Source organism: Pedobacter sp. GQ55, assembly GCF_059758925.1.
In genome coordinates this window covers 38,619-60,451 of record NZ_JCAXEI010000014.1, presented here as the reverse complement: position 1 = coordinate 60,451, position 21,833 = coordinate 38,619, and the positions used below count along the sequence as shown (strand labels likewise).

Genomic DNA, 21,833 nt, shown 5'->3' with positions numbered 1-21,833 from the left:
CTTTTCTAATTGTGATTTATTCTTAAAAAGTATATCTGACACCCAATTGCAGCTGGGCTCTGGAAGCATAATAATCTATGCTATATGGTTTGCCTGGCTTAACAAAATAAAATGCAGGATAGTTGCCCTGATTTTGCCCCGGAGGAAACAACACAGGACTTAAGCCCACACTGGCAGTTGAATTAAATGTATTTGGAGAAAAATACTGGATACCCCAACTTTTATTGATCAGATTGGTCAGGTTCATCACATCGGCGGTGATGGTGAGGAATTGTTTACCAGTACCCATGAAAATATCATGAGAAAGATGCAGGTCAGCCTGTACATTCCATGGTGTGCGCCCTTCATTACGCTCGGTAAAATTACCCCTCCTACTGCTCAGGTATTTATCCCCATCTATCAGTTCATTAAAAGCGGCTGCCTGTTGCGCTGCAGTGATGGTTTGCCCCTCACTTATCCGGTCTTTAAAGAAACGGATAGCTTCTTCTCTTTGTGGGATATAAGCCAGACTTAGCTGCTGTGGTAAACCCTGGATACTGTTATTTACAATTCCATAGGTAAACGGACTACCCGATTGTGCACTAAAGAACAATGAAACATTGCTTTTCCCCGCTTTACTCCAGGTCTTGTTGTAACTGATACTGCTTACAATCCTGTTCCGAATATCGAAATTGCTATTGGTCAATAAAGGATTATTAGGTATCAACGACTGGTTTAACTGCCAGTTGGATTCCATGGAGTTTCTTACCCCGTTGGATAAATCTTTGGAAGTACCATAGGTATAGGAAACTGAGGCCTGCAGCACATCAGCAATACTTTTACTAATGCTTCCTGTGACACTGTAGCGATAACCTTTCCCTGTATTACTCAGCAGATAGACATTAGAAAAGCGTGGGTCTACCGTACCGTTATACACCGGTTGCTGGTGGTTTTTATCGTAGCCATAATAGGTTGGGTTATCCTGTACATTCAGTTGCCGGAACAGCACGTCTTTAATGTTTTTGGTATAGATTCCTTCCAGGCTAAATTTCCATTGACCTGCTGTAGTATAGTCAATCCCTAAGCTCATCCTCATTACCTGGGGCATTACAAAATCGTTGTCTATCAAATCAACCTGCGTTTTACCACTATTGGGGTTATTGGTTACTGCACCGTTGGCTGCAATAAAATCACCAATACCATTAGCTCCGCCTTTCAAGGGGTTACTGCCTGCTATAAAAGGCTTCTGATCGGCCTTTTGATCAAAACCTCCATAGCTGTCACCCGTATTGTAAAAGGCATAGGCAATCCATGCCATCGGGACTCTACCAGTAAACAGGCCTGCCCCACCCCTTAAAATCAAGCTTTGGTCTCCAAGCCAATCATAACGAAAACCTACCCTTGGCGAGAGCTGTACTTTATTCAGGTATTTATTCCTGATCCGGCTTAAAGGTGTATAGTTATATGTATTACCAAAATATGGGTCGGGAAGCGCATTCCTTATTTTATCACTCAATTCCGGTCTTTGCGGCAGATCGGCCATATCCGCCCTTAGTCCGGGGATCACTCGCAGCTGATCCGATACCCGAATTTCATCCTGTAAGTAAACGCTGTACATATTGACATTAAAATCAGCCCCGGGATTGGCCAGAATATAATCACGGTTGTTATTGGTATAATTATACGCACCTCGTACACGGTAAGGATTATTGCTTAGATAATCTTCTATGCTCAGGTAATCTACCCGTCCGTTCCAGGCATTTACAAAACCATAGTTGATCTTATAAAGCTCATTATGTGTGCCCATGGTTAGGGTATGTTTGCCCAGGTTCCAGCTCAGATTGGCTGTGAGTTCCAGCGTACGCTGTTTCATGTCAAAGATACTCGCTTCACGGTCGGTACCCAGATAAATGGTGGTACCCGGTGTACGCCCTGCAATCTGCACCTGTGGTAAACTTGGATCGCCAAAAGGATTTCTTGAATCGTTAACAAAGGTATAGCCTACCAACAGGTTTCCGGAAAGGCCGTGTTCAAACCGACTTTTCAATTCCGTTACAGTAGAGTTCTGGTTATTCTTCTGTAAAAAAGCCATGCTGCTCAAACGGAAATCCTGCTGGTCCCGGTCCATATGTGAGGCTTCTGAAATAATAGTATTGTTCCGTACAACCAACTGGTGGTGATCATTAATATTCCAATCCAGGCGGTTAAAGAATTTATGCGATTTTGACCAGGTATTGAAATCGCCGGCAGTGCCAGCATCCATCAATCCTGAAGCACTGATTGCATTGGCATCGCTAATACTCAGAATCTGACTGGTTTCTGCAAGACCAGCCTTTAGCTGGGCAGGGTCCCGTCTTCTGGTGATCTCTTCATTACTGAAGAAAAACAGTTTGTCTTTGATTAGCGGAAAACCCAACCGCAAACCAGCCTGGTAATCGTAAAAATCGTTGTTCATTTTACCTAAATTACCTACCCGGTCTTTTCCGGTTACTGAAGCATTACGGCCAAACCCATATACCGAACCACTTAGGCTATTCGTTCCACTGCGTGTCACAGCATTCACTGACCCTCCGGTAAAGTTACCGATCTTAACATCATACGGAGCAAGGTAAACCTGCATATCTTCAATCGCATCCAGAGAGATCGGGTTGGTCCGGGTGGAGCTTCCTGCCATACCAGAGGTGCCCGACTGACCGCCCAAAGACGGACTGAAACCAATCGCATCGTTGTTAATAGCTCCATCAATGGTCACATTATTATAACGGAAATTGGTGCCGCCAAAACTATTGTCCTTAGTTGATTGAGGAACTAAACGGGTGATATCGGTAATGCTGCGTGATATAGTGGACATGTTACGCAGCTGACCTGCACTGATGTTTTTCCCAGTTCCAAAAGTACTGGCCTGTGCCCCGTTTTTGGTGGCTTTGATCACCACCTCACCTAGTTGCTGGGCCTGGTCTTTCAAAGCAAAGTTCAACAACACAGCCGCACCTAAACGAATTGTAATCCCCTCTTTTTTATCGGTGTTCATACTGATCATGGCTACTTCTACCGAATAAGGGCCACCAATACGCAGATTTGGCAAGTAATAGCGGCCTTTCTGATCTGTTGAAGTTCCATAACGCGTTCCTGAAGGCTGGTGAATGGCAGTTACGGAGGCACCCGGCAATGGCTGTCCGCTGGCATCAAATACAGTACCATTCAGGGTACCACTGGTTTGCTGCGAAAAAGCCAGGTATGGAAATAATGACAATAGTAAGTACACTATTGTCCCCCATAAGCTTATATATATAGTTTTTGTCATGTTATTTCTTTTCTGCACTATTCTCAATTTTGTTTATAGGGTACTTTTAAAAACTCCATCAATTACATGAAGTACCCCGTTACCAGTTAAAACATCCCGTTTTAGCACATTTACATCTACATCATTAGCTAAGCCATTCAAGGTTATGCCACTAAAACCACCAATCTGGGTATTATCTTCAATCAAGTTAATATTCAGGGTATTACCACCATCCAACGTAGCCTGTTTAATTGTTGTCGCCGATTTTGTACTCAGGATGTAATCGTAAATAAAGCGCCTTTCGCGAACAATGTGATAGTTTACCAAATGCTTCAGTACTTCCGGATCTGTTTCACGGATTTGTTCCAGTGTGGCAAAACCAAATGCTTTCATGGCGTCATTATTGGGCGAAAAAATGGTGAACACCTCTGTTCCGTTAATGGTTTTGAGCACATCTGAGGTTTTGAGCGCCTGATAAAATAGGGTAACCGTTGGTTCAGAAGCTACGGCATCTCCCAGCTTGTCTTGCGTATAGGGAGTAAGTACCCGGTCAATAACCTGCACAAGCCCGTTTGATGCAGGAACATTCTGTGCCACGATTCTTGACCCGTTAATGGTTAACACCGTATCTCCATTTTTTATCCAGCGTGTGGCATAAAGCTTTCCTCCCCTGGAACGAAGCTCCTGGTTAAACTGAAATGGAAGTTTGTTGAATTCATATCTGCCATCCAGAATGTGGTAATTGCCTATGCGGGATATCGTAGCCGCATCGGTTGTCATCACGCTGGTTGGGGTGTATCCGGCTAAATTAAAAGCTCCATCAGCTGGCGCGAGAATGGTAAACGGACCTTTCTCTTTCAGACCTTTATCCAATCTACCGTGTTTAAGTACTGTATTCAGTACGCTCAGGTTAAAATTATCAGCAATTACCTGACTAACCGAGTTATTGTCATCAGAAACACTCATATTTTCCTTTTTACAGGAAGTAATCAGCAACAGGCATATCATTGCCGCTAAAAGCCATCTTGTACTTATTATGGTTCGTTTAATTCTTGTTTTCATTTCTGATTTATTTTAAAACCCTTAGGTGTAAGAAAATGGTCTACCACATGAATGGGGCCCATCAGGGTTGGAATATCCGCTTCAACTATTGTTGCTGCCGTTCCATCGGGAACACCCTTTACCTTCAGCTGAACCCTCCCCGAAGCATCACGTGAAAAATCAAATGGCATATAAAAAGACCTGTAGTCACTTAATTCGGAAAAACCTTCAGGCATCACTACGCCCACCAGATAGTTACTCATCACGGTATTCGTCATGTCGTTGGTATAAAAGCCAAAGTCAAATGGTATCGAACGCTGGATCTTCAGATTGTAGCTGTTCACCATCAGGCCCAGATCTAAATGATAAGCCAGCAAGCTATCTGTAGCAAAATTACCCACGATGATGTTATTCCCGTATTGATCCTGTCCAATATGGGGCAATCCTCTTTTTATGTTGAATTCCTTTAAGTCTTCCACACTATTGAACCCTGCCGCTCTGAACACTTCATCCCGAGGAAGTAAAGCCGTAGTTCGGACCAGGTTTTCCGATTGGGTATCCCATGGATCTCTGGGGATGATTCCCCAATTGTAACGCGTCACAAAATCTTTCCTGTAAGTTGTAAAAATCCAACCATCTATTACGAGCTGTTCGTATTGTTCGTCGGTATATTGCAGGATAGCCAATAACGTGGAAAAATGACCATCCTCCTGCAGCATTTCCAATATGGTTTTAGTGGGTTTGGTTACCATTTGATCCAGTAACCACAGGTAGCCGTCCATTGCGGGAATAAACTTTCCTGTTCCGGCAACTTTACCATTCAGATAAGTTTTACCTTCTTTTACCTGCAGGCATTGCTGATAGTAATAAGGTGTTTTAACAGTAGAGAATACATCCGTTGATGTGCTTTTGGCAACCCGCAGTTCAGGGTTCTGAAGCATACTCGAGACAATATAATTATCGCTCTTACTATCCAGGGTTTCTTTGGTAATACGGCCCTGAATGGTATAGAACAGCATCAGTTCGTCCAGGTCATTCACTTCCATTTCCTGTATTTTTTGAGCGGTAAAGCCTGCATTTTCCATCGCAGCATCACTTGGGGCCAAAATGGTATAGGTACTTTTAGGATTACCTATGGCTTGCAGTCTGCTCTCCATGCTACTGCGTTGCCAGGCCTGGTAAAATAATTTCGCCGGCGATTTTGCTAAAACTTCTTTCAAAGTAAGCGTTACACTATCTGTATAAGGAACCTGCTCCCCTTCCGGAGGCAGGGTGAATTCCTGTTTGCGGCAGCCGTTTAGTAGCATGAGCAGTAAACAACTATATGTTAATAATTTTAGGTGTTTCATTTTTTTATAGATTAAATGGACAACATTACTTTAAGCCCTGCTCAGGTTTGATCAACAGGCCCGGCAGGTCTTGTACGATTCCGTTTTCACATAAATTATCCATTCGGTAACCCATCGTTGCAGCGTCAATTATGGATGAACCATACACCGTACTTGGATATTGTTTCTGATCAGCAAAGCTGATCTCATGCATATCGTAAGCATACCACTTGAAATAACGATTGCCATTTCTTGTGAAATTTTCGTAGGTATTCTGGCTGTTAATAATGGAAAAAGCACTCAGATCGGATAGAAAAAACTGCTTATCGTACAGGATATAGCATCCAAACAACCGGGCCGCGTCATATTTACCGGCATCAAGGGCATCAATATCACCTTTAGTAATACCCGCATCTGTAAAGGCCTGGTTATTGGGTGCAAAAATGGTAAAGGGACCTTTTTGGGCAAGCTCGTCCCACAATCCGAATTTTTTAAGCCCTGCAACGAAAATGCTAAAGCGTGGCCGGTCGGCCAGCCATTGCTGCACATTTTTTCCAGGATATTGTTTGATGACTTTGTCCATAGAATGTAGGATCCCATTGACAAGCTGAACATCTTTCCGATCAGCAAGAGCGCCATCAAAGTAAAGCTGGCTGGTCCAGGGATTTTCATCTGGATTGGCCGGATTAAGGGTAGCAAAAGAAGCATAAACAGGAATGCCAGCCAAGGTCTGATAGGCTATATTAATGGTGTTTACAGGCACATCCGACTGCATTAACCTGCGCGATATGATGTGTAAAGCCATGGCCTGTTTCAAACTGTCGTGATTGAGTTTTTTGATGTCTGCAACGGATTTTATCCCTAGCTCCATAAAAGACTTGTTGGTAGGTGCAAGCACTGTAAATGCACCCTTTTCATTTAGCTGTGAGATCAGTCCGGTATAATCCAGCGCGGCAAAGAACAGGCTGTAATCGTAATTGTTCTTCAAAAAATCGCCGGCAAGGCGAATATTTTCGTTAGATTTTTGTACGCTATAATCCTCATGTTTACAAGACTGAAAGCAGGCAAACAGCATTAGGATAAAGCAAGTATAAAGCAGATAGGTATATCTATTGATCTTCATGTGTCTTGTTTTTAAATTCAACATTATCCGGCTTACTTGTAAACAGGTGTAGGATATTTTCGTTGCACAGTACTGAGGTAAACATTGCTGTTTACAATCTCTATGGTACTTACGGTGGCAAAAGTTTGTGGATTGTTCAGACCGGAGTGTAAGCTCACCAATAAATTAGGGCGGGGAATTCCCATCCTGCCAATATAGCTCGATAAGGGAGCAGGCGGAGCAGCCTTTCCGTTCAGTAAAAAATATACTGAAGCATAATTGCCTGGAGTTGGTGCATCCGGACGGCTATTGATGTCAAGGCCCGGCGCTAAAAATTCTATATGTTGCCATATATCGGTCCGGATACCATCAGATTTGGCATCGGCCCACAATGGAAAGCTATAATATGGATTTACTTTATTGGTTTCATTGTTACGCACCACGCTACCCAAGTACCTGCTATCGTAATCCTTAACCACTGGAGATATTACGTCCCCTGTTTGTCGCTCAAATAAGGTAAGAAAAATGTTCATGTTGTTCTGAACACCGTTAATGAACAAACCAAGTCTATCCTTTCCGGGGATTTCCTTTGGTTTTAAACTGATATCAGCTTCAGTGAAACCGTTGGCGCTGTAATTATAAAAATTCACATAGGCCAGCGAATCAGAGAGAGCAAGCTTATGAAAGTTCTCTTCCCGAAGCAGAAGGCCATTTCTCTTTGTTATAAAATCCTTTTGCAGTACATGCAAGGTATATACTTCCTTTGCACTTAAATCTATAGTGGTATCTATCAGCACATCCTGCTTTAGCTTTGCTTCCAGTTCAAAGAAAGGTGTAGTCGTATATGGACGATAAAAAAACATGATCCTGAGTTTTCCAGATGGTACCTGCGCCCAACTGCTCATATCAAAGCCGTTGAGGATTGGCCCAACCAATACATTTTCTTTACCGGGATATTCCGGGTTATGTACAGAAGTACTATTGCCTACATGTGATGGATAAGGTGGGGCGTAAGCCTCTCGTTTGTCCAAAAAATCGCCTACCACCTTTCCCCCTGTTGGGATACCATCTGCACCCAGCACCGGATCAATAATCATACACAGCGAGGGGTACTTACTGTTCATGTTCTCCATGGTCTGTGCATAATTCAGGTCATTGAATACCCGAAGGTAGGCTGGTTGCTCGATTGTTGTATATTCAACCTTTCTGCAGCCTGCAAGGGCAAGCAGACCACAGCATAAAAAATAAAAATATAGGCTCTTTTTCATTATCTGTTGTGTTTAACAATAATTAGTTTTGCTTTATTTGCTTCAGCTATCCCAATACCGGTACGGCCAATAAGTGCTACGGTATAAAAACCTGGTTCCTGTGTCGGAACTTCTCGGCCAATGGTCTCGTATAATGCTTGATTCGCAATAAAAGCATCATTTTTAAGCACCACGATATCTTCTGCCCAGCTACCTGGAACAATCGTTGGCGAAGAACGGTAAACCATGATCTGGAAAGGCAGGTAACCGTAACGGACATAATTGATATAGGGATTTTCGGTTATCGCCATACCAGGCTTTAGGTTAACCGTTGCTTTTCTATTTGCCTCCAGTGTTCCATTGTCTGAGGTAAAAGTGATATAAGGATTATCCGGGGACAGGTTCAGGAAACGTGTATTGAATATAAAATCGTTCGATAAACTATTTTGGGCACCTCCATCAGGGCTAGGTATGCCAGCATTAAAACCACTCAGGTCGTTGGCAACAAGTACCAGCTTTGCAGCCCCCTGCTGATCAGGGTAGAGCCATGCGGAATAATTCTGGCCGGGGCGCAACTCCAGCCCGCTAACACTAGCCAGCACTTTTCCGGATGCATCCACAGCTTCTACCGTGGCCATCCCCTGAATAAACCTCGCATATGTGGAAGCCCTGCCGTAAGCGGCCATCGAACCCAGATCTTTTCCATTTACTCTAAACCCTAGGTTTCCAGTACCTGGTAAGGCATTTATGCCCTGCAAACGATAATAGGTATTATTTACGCCGGGATTTACATCAGTAATGATCCTGAAGCCATTCTGCAGCGCCCCTGGTTTCTGGTATATACCGTCATAATAACTAAAGTTATGGGCTGCAATTACGATGGTATATACGCCTCCTGGTTGAAAACCAGCAACGGGGGCAAAAGTAAGTTTAGCTGATTCTGCGCCTAACGAATTACGGATAGAAAGCGTAGAATTAGAGGGTGTAATGATCGCATTGTCCTTTTCAGCTGGTGCAGAACCTGGCAATTGCCTGCCATCGGGTGTAAGTACCTTGAACTGGTAAGCACCATAAGGTAACTCAACATAATCAGAGATCCGCTGTGCAGTGGTAATGTTACTGGTTTCAGGGGAAACCAGCGTACCATCGGCATAGGCCAGACTCACCGGGCCTTCCAGAGCCTCCAGTTGATCGACATCTATTTGCACATTACAGCGGGCACTAAGGTTCAGTATCCTGATTTTAAAGTGATCAGGCTTAGCCGGCTGTGCCACTCCCCTTTCTATCGCTACGTAGGCAGGTTGCCCCTCAGTAGAAGCCTGTGGCGAAATGGAATCTGTTAACAGGTAATAATCCATTGGATGTCCGTATTCTTCTTTTATCGGGATTTTAAGTCTTGAAATCCCATTATTAAAATCCATTTGAGCAGTTCCATCTGACTTAAATAAGTCTTGTGGTACCTGCCAGGTACTCCCCAACCAGCCATCTTTTGGAAAATATGGTGTAGGTATATAACGTTGCGCTTCATCTCCCACTTTCAGTATAAACTTAGTTAAGGTATCTCCATTAGCAACGACTTGATTATATGGGCTCAGGTTTACGATTCTTGTGGTAGAGAGTGCCCGGTTTGCAGCATTAAAGCGGTTATCTTTTTTTTCATTAAACCGTTCCTTTTTACAACCGATCAGGCAGATCGCCAGCAGAAGAATCAATAATATTTTATTCATGATTAAAACAATTTATAAGTAAAGCCCAACATAATTTCTCTTCCTCTGAGGTAGCTCCGGTTGATGTATTCCTTTCCGTACCATTTGCCTCCGGTTTCGGGATTAGCGTATACAGTTTTAACAGCGGGATCAAGGATATTTTTGGCATAGCCTTTAAAAAGAACCCTTTTACCCAGGCGCTGACTGAATACAAAATCAAGTACTGGCACCGGAAGGGTATACAGATCGGGCTCACCGGTTAGGTTGATCTGTACCAAACGTTCCCCCACCATATTAAAAGTGGTCGTAAGGTCAGTTCCAGATCTTTTATTGTTATAGTTGAGCCAAAGATTTACAGAATATGGTGCTTGTTCAAAAAGCGGACTGTTTTTTGGCGTAAATCGGTCCAGTGAACGGTTTGCCTCATAACGCGCCTTTGTTTTTTTGATATCGCTTTGGGCCAGCAAGAGGTTAGACCCCAGGAAAAAGTTGCGCATTCTGTCGTTTATGCGTCCAAGATCTTTAACCACTTCAAGTTCTATACCCCATACAGTACCTGTATTGGGGTCATTTTGAAATTGTATAGTTGGAAATTCTGGATAAACTGCTGCCAGTCCCTCTGTTTCCAGGTTAAACACCTTAACGAGTTGATTTTTGATGCGTTTGCCAAAGGCGGATATTGCCAATACCTCACCAGGATTTGGGAACCATTCCCATCTGAAGTCCAGGTTTTCTGTATGCTGGTTTTTTAAGTTTGGGTTTCCAACTACCAGTCCCATCTGAAAAGCATCAAATTCAAAAACATTGGTTATTTCACGCAACTCCGGTCTTGCCAGGGTGGTATTAAAAGCAGTTCTGAAATTCATATTCTGGTTAAGCGTATAGGTCGCATTTACAGAATAGTAAGGCTCATAGCCTGTTTTATAGGTCGAGTTAGGTTCAATGTTTACCAATGGTATGCCGCGGCCACCTCCCGGCCCTTTAATAGTAAGTGCGGGATCAAGAAAGACTCCTGATGTATCTACTGCCGAACCGATATCGGTTTTCTCGAAACGTACTCCTCCGGCTAGCCTTAAATTTTCGGTCAGCTTCAAGTCGACCATACCATAAAAAGCATTGGTTTCATAATAACCTTTGTAATTGTTTGGCGATTTCTGGCTATTGTACAGGAAGCCTCCAACAGGCATATGGCCCTCGCCACCCTGGTTGCTATTCGGTGCATGGACACCTATGATCTCGCTCCCCACTAAACGGTCCAGATCTCCTTCCACATCATAAAGAGGGATACTTTTATATCCGGAAAAGTTGGAACCAGGTAAAAACAATTGGTTCTCGGTAAATTTACGGTCACGGAAAAGGTAATTAACCCCCGTCTTTAATTCTTGTTTCTGGCCAAAGAATTTGAAGGGAATGGCCACATCAGCTTTATAATTGTAATTTGTTTCATCAAGGTTACGCCACCTGCGGCCATTAGGCTCTGCCTGGATGATGCCATAAACACCGAAACCATTTACATAACCTGAAGTAAGTGCATACAGATGGTCTGTATAAACCATTGCCGATTCCGTTCCACCACTACCGGATGCCTTGAGCCTTTCATAGTAGCCCCCTCCCTTCGGAGTATAGTCGGCAAGGCTGACAAAACGATAATCCGGATTATTTTGTCCGGACCGGGAAGTCGCAATGTTATAACTCAAGCGCGGCGAGTATTCGCCGGTTTTGAGTTTATGTTCTCCCTGAAGGTTAAGCGTATTGAGGCTGCGATAGGTTTGCTTAAGCGAATAAATGGTACTTGCAACATCGCCGGGCAGACCGGTATATTCGTAACTTCCTATAAGGTTTGTTGACGCAGTTTCTCCGCCCCAGCTACCCAGGTATTGCATACTGATTTCGTGTAATGGCGAAAAACGGTAGGTAAGCCCCGCCAATGTACCATAATTCAACGTTTCTATACCTGTATTTTCTCTGTATGACTGATATTTACCCATCACTAAACTATTGGGCGTAATGTAGTTGGGAATATTGCGAAAGCTGAACACATCCGGGTTACCTGTTACTACACCTTGATAGATACTGTACTGAGTCAAGGTTCCGTCATGGGTTGCATTGGTACGGCTATAGTAGTTACCTCCCAGGATGAGGCCTAGTTTATGTTTTTTAAAAACCGTAAAACTGTTGCCGTAAGTTGCCGAATACAATTGATTTAAGGGCGATCTTTTGTAACTGCTGGTCATCACCGGATCAAAACCCTGCATAATTTTGTTTACCCGTGCAGCCTCTTTCCAGCCATCAACGCTGTAATTACTGTTCCTGATCATATCTTGTACAGAACCCAGGCCATCAGGGTATTGCTGTGCCAGTGCTTTAAAATCTGCTGAAAGATTTTTATTATTGATCTTTCCGCCAAACATACCCATCTCACTATTCCAAAAGCTATTGTAACTACCACCAACTCCTATAGCAGAATTAAAACCTGTTTGGGTAATCACTTCAAAAGTCATGCTATCTGGTACCGATTTGGTTTTTAGTTCTACAATACCGGCAGCTGCATCGGCTGGTTTATCTGGTGTTACTGTTTTGTAAATGGTAATGTTATCCAGTAAGGATGCTGGAACCAGATCCAGAGGAATTGCACTGCGATCAGGATCCGAAGAAGCCAAACGAACTCCGTTCAGCTGGCCAATCACACTCCGGTCACCCAATCCCCGAATGGCGATATATTTGTCGTCTGTTATTGTTACCCCTGAAACCCTTTGCAAAGCTTGCGTAGTAGTTATACTTCCTGTTCTTTCTATTTGCTGGGCAGATATGGCATCCTGAATAATAGATGCGTTTTTACGTTCGTCTAAAACCGCTGCTTCTGTACGTGTATTGCGCCTGGCCTGTACCGTAACTTCGTTCAATGCGGTACTGGAAGGCGTCAGGACAACAGTTAAGTTGCTGCTGTTTTTGTCCAAACGGACTTCTTTAGTCTGGTATCCCATGTAGCTAAATACCAGAAAAGCATCTTCCTGCGGAACGGATATGCTGAAATTTCCGTTTACATCCGAAGTTGTTCCACCCTGGTTTCCTTTAATCCTTATGGAAACCCCGGGCAAAGTTTCCTTTGTTTGTGCATCAATTACCTTCCCTGAAACCCGCCGGGGTTCTTGTTTTTTCTTTAAGGTAATGAAACCATTGGCTTCATTGTAGGTAATATCGGTTCTTGAAAACAGGTATTCCAAAACGGTTTGCACCGTTTGATTGTTAAAAGATCTGGCGCTTACTTTTATGTCTCCCAGCTTTAGCAACTGGGCATCATAAGCGAATTTAATGTCTCGCTGTTCCAGCTGCTGAATTGCCTTCCAGGCATTCTGTTGATCAAAACGGACATTCACCTGTTGACGAAGGTATTGGGCCAAAACCGGGCCCGCGGTAAGCGTTCCACTCAACAGGGATATGGTGAAAATGGTTAAAGTAGCTATTCTCATAACTTGCTGCAATGGCAGTAAGAAAAATTTCATAAATTTGAGTGATTGGTAATTGTTAACGCGATTACTAAGCAAAAACAGGATAAGCTTCCTACGGCGCCTGTTTTTAAACATTTTCGCCGGTTTCCAATTAGTTTTGGGAACCGGCTTTCTTTTCTAATAGAGCTCTATCTCATTTCCATGCCTCCTTCTGTACTTAGTTTGGTGAATAGAACAAATTGCTTTAATCGTATGCTCAACAGGTGTTTTCTGATCAAGCTGCATGCTAAAACGGAGCTTTTCTATTTTAGGATTTCCGGCTTTAAGCACAATTCCGTAGCGGTTTTTCAGCGTTAACGCCAGCTCAGCAAATGATGCCTGACTCAGGTAAGTTTTACCTGCAATCCAGCTATTGCTCTGGCCGGCATTAATAGCAAGTATAGCATCATGATTTGTTTGCCTGTTGTAAACAATCTGTTGCCCAGGCATAAGTAGTCCTAAAAGTTTATTCTTGTGATTCACCTGTACCTTTCCTGTCAGCACAGTTACCCTTACCTCATCAATCTCACGGTACGACCTGATATTAAATGTAGTTCCCAATACCCGCGTAGTCAGGCCAGCTGTGTGTACAATAAATGGCCGGCTAGGGTTGTGCTTAACTTTAAAAAATGCTTCACCTTCATCCAGGACAACTTCCCGCTGCGTGCCATTATTAAAGTCTTTGTTATAATGTAGTGTACTTGCCGTGTTCAGCCATATTTCGGAGCTATCCGGAAGTATAAGTCTTTTCATACTTGCAGGTCCCGTTGTCACATATGCAGGAACCTGAGTTTCAGGTTTTGCTGAAGAACCGGCTTTATACCAGGCCCACAATCCCGCACTTCCAACCAGCAGTATACTGGCAGCAATCTTTAAATAAGTAAAATAATAGGTATTGGATTTATCTTTTACGGGCAAATCAATTTTTGCATGAATACCTGCGTGTATAGCATTTCGCAGTGATCGTCTGCTGTTGCTGTCTTTCAACGGACTATCTTCGCTGAGATCCTTGTCAAAAGAATCATACCAACGCTCAACAAGGAGGTTTTCATCCTCATCGGTATCATTGGTACTATAGCGTTTTAGTAGTTTTTTAAATATCTGTTCTTTCATTATCCTCTATAAAAAATTGCTTCTTTATACAGAGGAGTCAGCCAAACAGCCAAAAGCTACTTCTATTAATTGTTATTTATACGTTAATAAATCATTAACCACCTGAATCATAATAAGCACTACACCCAATTGCCCATCATTAAGCTTATGGCCAAGGTTTTTGTGCAATCGCTTACTGGCAGCGGTCAAATTATTGGATACTGTTTGTTCTGCCAGACCTAAATGGTTAGCAATGTCCTTAACAGACAAATTATCGAGTCTAAGCAGCAGCGAATTTTTCATGTTCTGGGGCATTTTTTCCAATTCTTCATCCAGCGCTTGCTCCAGATTTTTATAGCCGGCAAGATCATCTATTCCACCAGACAGCTCAGCCATCCGCTGCAATACCTTTTCAAATACCCGGCGTTTAACTTTCTCAGATTGAAAATGATTGATGACCCTGTACTTCAAGGCACCCGATAGGTACTGCTGGAAGCTTGTCTGGATCTGAATATCTCCACGGCGTTCCCACAGGTTGATGAAAAGTTCCTGAACAATATCCTGAGCAGTCTGCTCATCACCTGTTCTGTTCCAGGCCCTGGCATACATTTGTTCCCAATATTTAAGGTATAACCGGTCAAATGCCCTACGGTCATTCTGCTGCTGTACAGCTTGAAATAATAACTGATCCGTGGATATATCCATAGTGATACTACAAAAGTACTGGGTCCATATTAAGTCAGTGTTAATTATTCAATAACGGGATACACCTGACGGGGAATGACCAACATGACGGTGGTGGACCCGAGGCAAGGTGAAACAGATCTATTAGGATTAAAATGATGCTCTACCGCTATTTATGATGTTAGCCAGTTTTAGTTTATATATTTTAGGGCTATCTATAGAACAGCCTGTAGTTAAAGTGGCAGTCCCTGCGATATTAAAATCCAAACCCACCTTTTGGTCTACTATTTTTAAGGTCTCGGAGAGACCAGCTGCTTTTATTACATTGGTATACTTAACTCCATTAAGGGCAAGGGTATCACCATATTGCTGAGTTGGCGAAGGTGATGATACAATTTCAATTAGCCAATAATCTTTTGAAACATCCCCATTGCAATTCTCCTTTCCAATGACGTATCCACTAGCCATCTTGTAGGGTACTTTAAATGGATATTTATTGTTGCACCCCTCCACGGTAAAAAAAATTAGGAATAAAAGAATTAGTAGAATATTTTTTTTATTCAATGGATTTGAATTTTAGGGATCAATTAAACTAACAATAATAATCGACTGAAGATATCTCAAGCATTTTATATTTATCATCACTTACTATTAAGTTAATATTAAATTGTTATCGTAAATTAAAATGAATGCCTGAAAGCTTAGATTAGTGGTCGCCTATATCGGAGCGTGGTATAAGATCAGTTTTCCTTTTTTTAGTTTGTATTTCAATGGTGTACCTGCCAGTTGGTGATCAAGGATCTGCTTTAAGGAGACATCTTTGTAATTGCTCCCTTTTGCCTGATAGGGCGCCAACATCCTGACATCAAATTCAAACCTTGTGCCCACGCTCAACTGAAGGCGATAGATGACACTTTCCAGGATCTCTTTCTGGTAAACGATGATGTTGATCTTTTTTTCCAGCATCGTCACCTCATCATACCGGTACCTTAGATCTGCAGGCCAGTAGGTGACCATCCAGCATAACAACAGAATTATATTCTTAGGCATATGGGTTGTTCATTAATTGTCAGGGATGATTTTTATCGTGCTTTTCTGGCTTGAGTTCTGTCTCGTTCAGCTCCTGCTCTATTTTTTTCTGGTCCTTCCTGTTCCTGCGGATCAGGAATAGGATCAGGGCAATGACCAAGATCAGGACGGGTACGACAACCAGATAATTGATTTCCATAATGCTTTTATTGAACTGATACAGAACCAAATATAAAAACGACATATGAACTGTATGTTAACCATGAATTTTTTAATTGCTCAGGTGATGTGCTCGTAAATAGACCGGGCCGGCGACTGCCGGCCCGGAATTGAGCATAATCAAATTTGAAACTTATTTTAAGAACATTTTCCTGATCGCATTATTTCCTGCATCGACGATATAAATATTACCATCTTTATCAATAGCCATATCATCTCTAGTGCGGAACTCTGCCTCCATCAATCCCCCATCTTTATATGACCCACTAGTCGATTGACTAGAAACCGTGCTCAGTTCATTAAGCGTCATATTCAGCTTTCTGGTTGTTTGTTTAAAACCATCAGAGAAATAGAAATTGCCTTTTCCGTCGTAAATAAATCCTTTTGGAGCAGCCAGCATCGACTGGTTTTTAGGGCCATCGGAATTTCCGTATTCACCATTTCCTGCCCATCCACGTAGATTTGATCCATCCAGCAGGCCAAAACGACTAATGAAAAGATTGTCATTATCTGTATAGTACAGGTAAGAGCCGATAATCACCGGCCGTGATGCTTCATTGCCACCATAAAAACCGCTTACAACTGATCTGACTCCAGATTTATCAACTTTTGTAAGACTATACTGCGTTTGCACATATAAATCTCCACTATCATCAATAGCCAATCTACCAGGTCCATTGAGGTTTACTGCATAAGTATTTACCACACCTGCTGGTGTGATTTTACGGACACTGTTATTTATACCATCAACAACGTATAATATATCCTGCTTATCAATTACCACTCCTGAATTAAAGCTAAAATTAAATCGCGCTGCAGTACCTGTACCGTTCTGATTACCGGTTTCTCTTGTCGGGCTTCCTGCGAATATCGAAACAACGCCTTCTGGAGTAATCTTTTTGATTACATGGTTGTTAAGTTCCATCACAAATACGTTTCCACGGCTATCTACGGCAATACTTGCACCACGCTCACTAATATCCAGACCTGTTTGATTTGGCCCACCTGCTAAAGTCATTACCCCAGCGCGGTTGAAGTTAACCGGCGACAATGCACTTTGACCGGCATTTACTACTTTTACCGGGCCAGATGTTAAAGCAGGTGGTGTAATTACCACCAAAGTCGTAGCTGTTGCACTAACTACTTGTGCTGTTACCCCATTAAAGGTCACTGTATTTGCTGCAGCAGCGGCACTAAACCCTGTTCCGGTAATGGTAACCTGCGTACCTGCCAGGCCATTGTCAGGAATCATTTTAGAAATGCCTAAGCTCTGGTCTTTAAAATCAGGGCCCTGAACAATCTGATCATTTACATTCAACACCACCTTTCCATCACCTGTTCCACCTGGAATAGTTAAGGTAACCTTAAAAGGTGTTGCAGTAAGCACAACCGCACTTTTTCCATTTATAGTTACCTTGTTTTCATCTGCATGTGTGCTAAAATTTAACCCTAAAATGGTCATTTCAGTACCTGAAGGTCCGCTCAACGGTGTCACCGATTCAATTACGGGCATTGGGACAACTGTAAACACAGGACCGGTTGCTTTTTGATCATTAATGGTAACCGATACCGGGCCGGTCTGTACATCGGCAGGCGCAACAACCACCAGGTAATCTGCAGTTGCTTCAGTTACCAATGCCAGTTTACCATTAAAATCTACATAGTTACCGGCAATTACTTCATCAAAACCACCTCCAGAGATTTTCACGCGTGTACCTTTGCCACCACTTGCAGGCTTAATGCCTGATATCACCTGGAACTTAAAGGTTTGTCCTGAAGCCTCTTTCCCATTTACCTTAATGGTTACCGGGCCAGTGCCTGCATCTTCAGGTACTTCAGCTACCAGCAGGTTATCACTGGCACTAACTACGATGGCTATTTTCCCATTTATATACACTTCTGCAGGGCCTGTTGTACTGCTAAAACCCGCACCGGTAATGCGAACATGTGTTCCTGCAGCCCCGTTTACCGGACTGATCGCCTGTACACTCAGTTCCTGATAAGTATAATTACCAATACTGATGCTTTCCTCATTTACTTTCATTACAATGGCCCCGCTTGTTGCCGAAGCCGGTGCACGCATGACCACAGCGGTAGCGGTTGCGCTAACAATGTCAGCCTTTATGCCAGAAAATGTGGCCGATATTTCATTGGCTTTATTGCTAAATCCGGTACCTTCAACCGTTACCAGTGTGCCTTGAGCACCACTGTTTGGATAATAATCTGTAACTGCCAGAGGCACTTTAACCAGTTCTGTCTTGTCCTTCTTACAGGCACTCATCAACACAATAAAAAGGCTTAGCATACCGAGCCACTTATGCATCCCGGTATTAAATTTTCTTGAATAACTCATATCGTATATCATATTTCGATTGATCTGTATCACTTAAAAAGTATATCTCGCTCCCAGTTGCAGCTGTGTTCTTGAACCATAATAGTCAATACTGTAAGGCTTACCCGGCGATTTAAACTGGTACAATGGATATTCACCGGAATTTTGGGATGGCGGGAATAGTACCGGGGTTAAACCAACACTGGAAGTAGAATTGAAAGTATTTGGAGAGAAATACTGAACTCCCCAACGCTTGTTAATTAGATTGGTGAGGTTCATTACATCAGCGGTAAAGGTAATAAACTGCTTCTTCGTGGCACTCACAAACAAGTCATGAGAAACATGAAGATCTGCCTGTACATTCCATGGCGTACGTCCTTCATTTCTTTCGGTAAACCCACCACGTTTGCTCCTTAGATATTTATCTGCATCAACAAAACTGTTAAAAGCCTGAGCTTGTTCCGCTGCTGTTGCAGCGGCATTATCCTGGAAATAACGGATGGCCTCTTCTCTGTGAGGGATATAGGCCAGACTTACCTGTTGTGGCAGCCCTTGTATGCTATTGTTAACCACACCATAGGTAAAAGGGCTGCCCGACTGTGCACTTACAAACAAAGATACATTGGTTTTCCCCGCCTTAGCCCACATTTTATTGTAGCTAATGGTACTCACAATACGGTTTCTGATGTCGAAGTTACTATTGGCCAGTGTAGGGTTATTGGGTACCAGCGACTGATTCAACTGCCAGTTAGATTCCATTGAGTTACGCACGCCATTGGAAAGGTCTTTTGATTGACCATAAGTGTATGACACCGAAGCCTGCAGCTGATCAGCAACGTTTTTGCTAATGCTAGCCGTTAAGCTGTAACGATAACCTTTGCTGGTATTGCTAAGCAGATAGGTATTTGAAAAACGCTGATCTACTGTTCCGCTATATACCGGTTGCTGATGGTTTTTATCATAGCCATAATAGCTTGGATTGTCCTGCACGTTCAACTGCTGAAACAATACATCTTTAATATTTTTAGTATAGATGGCTTCTACACCAAATTTCCACTCACTAACGGTAGTATAATCCAAACCTAAACTGGTACGCAACACCTGCGGCATCACAAAACCATTGTCAATTAAATCGATCTGGGTTTTACCACTATTGGGATTATTAATCGTTGCGCCATTTTGCTGTATAAAATCAGCAATACCATTTGCACCACCGGCAAGCGGATTGCTGCCAGGTACAAAAGGTTTCTGATCTGCCTTCTGATCAAAACCGCCATAGCTGTCGCCATTGTTATAAAATGCATAGGCCAACCAGGCCATAGGTATCCGTCCGGTAAAGAGTCCTGCACCACCACGTAGAATCAGACTTTGATCACCATTCCAATCGTACCTGAAACCTACTCTTGGCGAAAGCTGTACTTTATTCAGGTACTTGTTGGTAATCCTGCTTAAAGGAGTATAGGTATAGGTGTTTCCAAAATAAGGATCGGCCATTGCCGTACGGGTCTTTTCGCTCAATTCCGGCCTGTCACCCAGATAAGCCATATCTGCTCTCAGCCCTGGTATTACCTTCAGCTTGTCAGATACGCGGATCTCATCCTGAAAATACAAACTGTACAAATTGATGTTAAACTTAGCCCCCGGGTGCTGTTCAATAGACGAACGGCTGTTATCTTCATAGCTATATGCACCACGAACACGATAAGGATTGTTGCTCAGGTAATCTTCAATACTTAAATAATCTACCCTTCCGTTCCATGCGTTTACAAAACCATAGGTGATGTTGTAAAACTCATTGTGTGTACCCATGGTAAGGGTATGCTTACCGATGTTCCAGTTTAAATTGGCAGTAAGCTCCAAGGTTCGCTGTTTCATATCAAAAATACTGGCTTCGCGGTCTGTTCCAAGGTAAATGGTAGTACCAGGCGTTCTGCCGGCAATTTGTACCTGAGGCAGACTTGGATCGCCAAAAGGATCTCTTGAATCATTTACAGCAGTAAAGCCTGCCAGTAAATTCCCCGATAGGCTATTACTAAACCTGCTTTTAAGTTCGGCCACGGTAGAGCTCTGGTTATTCTTTTGCAAAAAGGCCATGCTACTGAACCTGAAATCCTGCTGATCCCTGTCCATATGGGAAGCTTCAGAAATAATCGTGTTGTTTCTAACAGCAAGTTGATGCTTATCGTTGATGTTCCAATCCAGACGGTTAAAAAACTTGGTCGACTTTGCATAGGTATTAAACGACCCTGCAGTTCCGGCATTAAAGAAATTGGCAGCAGTAATATCAGCCGCATCTTTAGCACTTAAAATATGGCTGGTTTCGGCAACACCTGCAATCAATTGTGAAGGGTCCTGCCTGTGAGTAATCTCTTCATTGCTAAAGAAAAACAATTTGTCTTTGATGATGGGGAACCCCACACGAAAACCAGTCTGGTAATCGTAAAAGTCGCTGTTCATTTTCCCTAATGATCCTACCCTATCTTTGCCCGTTACCGTAGCATTACGACCAAAACCATATACCGATCCACTAAGAGAATTGGTTCCGCTTCTGGTTACTGCATTTACAGAACCTCCGGTAAAATTACCGATCTTCACATCATAGGGCGCTAAATAAACCTGCATGTCTTCAATTGCATCAATGGATATCGGATTGGTTCTGGTGGAGCTTCCGGCCATTCCAGATGTACCCGACTGGCCTCCCAAAGAAGGGCTAAACCCGATGGCATCGTTATTAATGGCACCATCAATTGTTACGTTGTTATACCTGAAATTGGCACCACCAAAACTATTGTCTTTACTGGCCTGAGGTACTAAACGGGTAACATCAGTGATACTCCTTGACACCGTAGCCATATTACGAACCTGATCGGCACTGATGTTTTTTCCTGATCCATAAGTACTTGCCTGCGCTCCTTTTTTCGTGGCTTTAATTGCTACTTCGGTAAGTTGCTGTGCCTGATCGCTCAACGCAAAGTTTAAAACAACTGCTGCACCCAAACGGATAGAAATTCCCTCCCGCTTATCGTTTTTCATGCTCATCATGCTTGCTTCTACAGCATACGGACCTCCAATCCGAAGATTGGGCAAATAATAATGTCCATTTTTATCTGTTGCCGTTGCATATTTTGTACCTGAAGATTGATGTATCGCCGTAACAGAAGCACCCGGTAGCGGTTGTCCTCCGGCATCAAGCACCTTTCCGTTTAAAGTACCGCTGGTTTCCTGGCTTACCGCGACAAAAGGCAGCAGCATACACAGGAGTAAAAATATTTTGTGAATTGTATTTCTTACTATCATCTCTAA

The 21,833-nt window shown here is 42.9% G+C and carries 14 protein-coding genes and 2 pseudogenes; all 16 read right to left on the bottom strand.

Features of this window, described 5'->3' with window-relative positions:
* Window positions 1-22: 22 nt before the first annotated feature.
* The 16 genes and pseudogenes from AC6CH7_RS24100 to AC6CH7_RS24025 all read right to left on the bottom strand — a co-directional run bounded on the left by AC6CH7_RS24100 (window position 23) and on the right by AC6CH7_RS24025 (window position 21,827).
* The gene (locus tag AC6CH7_RS24100; protein WP_498265137.1) at window positions 23-3,283 is read right to left on the bottom strand and encodes a TonB-dependent receptor; all 3,261 of its coding nucleotides are present in this window, start codon (window positions 3,281-3,283) and stop codon (window positions 23-25) included.
* Window positions 3,284-3,316: 33 nt separating this feature from the next.
* The gene (locus tag AC6CH7_RS24095; protein WP_498265136.1) at window positions 3,317-4,324 is read right to left on the bottom strand and encodes a fasciclin domain-containing protein; all 1,008 of its coding nucleotides are present in this window, start codon (window positions 4,322-4,324) and stop codon (window positions 3,317-3,319) included.
* The gene (locus AC6CH7_RS24090; protein ID WP_498265135.1) at window positions 4,321-5,652 is read right to left on the bottom strand and encodes a fasciclin domain-containing protein; all 1,332 of its coding nucleotides are present in this window, start codon (window positions 5,650-5,652) and stop codon (window positions 4,321-4,323) included. Before AC6CH7_RS24090 ends, AC6CH7_RS24095 begins: the two co-directional genes overlap by 4 nt.
* A gap of 25 nt (window positions 5,653-5,677) precedes the next feature.
* Complete coding sequence (locus tag AC6CH7_RS24085) at window positions 5,678-6,754, bottom strand: fasciclin domain-containing protein (protein WP_498265134.1); 1,077 nt, start codon at window positions 6,752-6,754, stop codon at window positions 5,678-5,680.
* Window positions 6,755-6,786: 32 nt separating this feature from the next.
* Window positions 6,787-8,001: a hypothetical protein gene (locus AC6CH7_RS24080; RefSeq protein ID WP_498265133.1), complete on the bottom strand. Its 1,215-nt coding sequence runs from the start codon at window positions 7,999-8,001 to the stop codon at window positions 6,787-6,789.
* Window positions 8,001-9,707 carry a hypothetical protein gene (locus AC6CH7_RS24075; RefSeq protein WP_498265132.1) on the bottom strand — a complete coding sequence of 569 codons (1,707 nt, stop codon included), beginning with the start codon at window positions 9,705-9,707 and terminating at the stop codon, window positions 8,001-8,003. Before AC6CH7_RS24075 ends, AC6CH7_RS24080 begins: the two co-directional genes overlap by 1 nt.
* Before the next feature lie 2 nt (window positions 9,708-9,709).
* Window positions 9,710-13,189: a TonB-dependent receptor gene (locus AC6CH7_RS24070; RefSeq protein ID WP_498265131.1), complete on the bottom strand. Its 3,480-nt coding sequence runs from the start codon at window positions 13,187-13,189 to the stop codon at window positions 9,710-9,712.
* 123 nt (window positions 13,190-13,312) lie between these two features.
* Window positions 13,313-14,287 carry a FecR family protein gene (locus AC6CH7_RS24065; protein ID WP_498265130.1) on the bottom strand — a complete coding sequence of 325 codons (975 nt, stop codon included), beginning with the start codon at window positions 14,285-14,287 and terminating at the stop codon, window positions 13,313-13,315.
* Between the two features lie 72 nt (window positions 14,288-14,359).
* Window positions 14,360-14,971, bottom strand: a complete 612-nt coding sequence (locus AC6CH7_RS24060; protein WP_498265129.1) for an RNA polymerase sigma factor — start codon at window positions 14,969-14,971, stop codon at window positions 14,360-14,362.
* Between the two features lie 129 nt (window positions 14,972-15,100).
* On the bottom strand, window positions 15,101-15,418 hold the full coding sequence (locus tag AC6CH7_RS24055) for a hypothetical protein (RefSeq protein ID WP_498265128.1): 318 nt from the start codon (window positions 15,416-15,418) through the stop codon (window positions 15,101-15,103).
* Window positions 15,419-15,667: 249 nt separating this feature from the next.
* Window positions 15,668-16,000 (bottom strand): hypothetical protein, encoded by a 333-nt coding sequence (locus AC6CH7_RS24050; RefSeq protein WP_498265127.1) that lies wholly within the window; start codon window positions 15,998-16,000, stop codon window positions 15,668-15,670.
* A gap of 19 nt (window positions 16,001-16,019) precedes the next feature.
* Window positions 16,020-16,223 (bottom strand): hypothetical protein, encoded by a 204-nt coding sequence (locus AC6CH7_RS24045; RefSeq protein ID WP_498265126.1) that lies wholly within the window; start codon window positions 16,221-16,223, stop codon window positions 16,020-16,022.
* 108 nt (window positions 16,224-16,331) lie between these two features.
* Entirely contained in the window at window positions 16,332-17,951 is a 1,620-nt protein-coding gene (locus tag AC6CH7_RS24040) for an IPT/TIG domain-containing protein (RefSeq protein ID WP_498265176.1), read from the bottom strand.
* Window positions 17,952-18,014: 63 nt separating this feature from the next.
* Window positions 18,015-18,128 (bottom strand): annotated as a pseudogene (locus tag AC6CH7_RS24035) (hypothetical protein); the annotation flags it as partial.
* Between the two features lie 81 nt (window positions 18,129-18,209).
* Window positions 18,210-18,479, bottom strand: a pseudogene (locus AC6CH7_RS24030) (IPT/TIG domain-containing protein); the annotation flags it as partial.
* Window positions 18,480-18,584: 105 nt separating this feature from the next.
* Entirely contained in the window at window positions 18,585-21,827 is a 3,243-nt protein-coding gene (locus AC6CH7_RS24025; RefSeq protein ID WP_498265125.1) for a TonB-dependent receptor, read from the bottom strand.
* Window positions 21,828-21,833 lie beyond the last annotated feature (6 nt).